This window comes from Rheinheimera baltica, assembly GCF_030731985.1.
Lineage (GTDB): Bacteria > Pseudomonadota > Gammaproteobacteria > Enterobacterales > Alteromonadaceae > Alishewanella > Alishewanella baltica.
The window spans coordinates 1-1,090 of record NZ_JAPJDY010000026.1; the positions used below are offsets into that span (position 1 = coordinate 1).

At 42.5% G+C, this 1,090-nt stretch carries 1 protein-coding gene; it reads right to left on the reverse strand.

The window, feature by feature from the left end; genetic code table 11:
* Positions 1-138: 138 nt before the first annotated feature.
* A complete protein-coding gene (locus ORJ00_RS18960; RefSeq protein WP_306140556.1) occupies positions 139-918 on the reverse strand; it encodes a hypothetical protein in 780 nt (259 codons plus the stop codon).
* Between the last annotated feature and the right edge of the window lie 172 nt (positions 919-1,090).

Sequence of the window (1,090 nt, forward strand, 5' to 3'; positions counted from 1 at the left end):
TTACCAGCAAAACAACGGTTCTTAAATGAGCAGGATTTTACTCAATCTGCTTGACGTGGGGAGTCATACCAACGCCCAGCTCAGCGGGCAATTGGAGCGCAGCGTAAATTGATCCGCTGCAGCTGTTTGTTAGAGTACTTAAGTAACATTTTTACCAGCACCTAAGTACAAGGTTTGTATTGATATTTTCGTTAAGCCGATTAATTCTTGAAGAACTTGAAGTGCTGGTTTCGTTGGGTCTATGCCACTAATAATGATTTCAACTGGCACATCCAACTCTTGCTCAATTATATTTGATGGAGGTATTTTAGCTTTTCTCATTTGAGTCCATGTCATAGGCTTCACTCGCCATACTACATCCCGATAACAATTACCTGCGCCACAATCAGTAAGCCCAGATGGGAAATCAGGAACCAATCTCTGAATCATTGCACTATTAATTTTTGTGAAGTTTCCAGTTGGGACTAATAGCTTATGTTTGTCCATTACATCCAAGTCATGAATGGCACAAAGAAGTAAATTCCCCCCATCCCTGTATGGCTTAAGACTTGCGAGTGCATTAGCGAAATTTTGTGACACTCTTGAAGGTAGGCCTGGCAAAACAGAGTCTCTAAGTGAAGCTTCGGTCGGTGTAATTGGAAACTGAATATTTCTTCTTTCTCCGTCTGACTTTGCGTGCTTCTCCGTACAGCTCCAATACGCGTGATCAAGAGCAGCTCTTAAGTTATGGAGCACATCACCAATCACAATGGCCGCTTCATTAGCGACTTCCTCGTTTCTCTTCGCGAATGTTGCTCTTTCACCAGTTTTGCAATTCGTTTCTAAGTAATAACCGAATGGTTTGCTTCTCTTAAACATCTGGGCTAGTTCACCTTGATGTTTCTCAGCACGTTTTACTTTTAAGTATGCACTATCCATATTTGTACTCTAACGCCTCAAACACCGGTTTGGTGAAGTTGGCGGCTTTTTTGGAACAAAAAAGGTGACAGCTTTACCAAGTCCGAGTGCTTTGACTTGATAATCATTGAGCCTTCTCCCCCAGCTTTGCCAGATTGGCTAAGCTGGAAGGCGACCAAACCAAAAAAGGAGA

Coding starts and splice junctions, on each gene's coding strand:
- ORJ00_RS18960 (WP_306140556.1), bottom strand. CDS start 918: ATGGATAGTGCATACTTAAAAGTAAAACGTGCTGAGAAACATCAAGGT.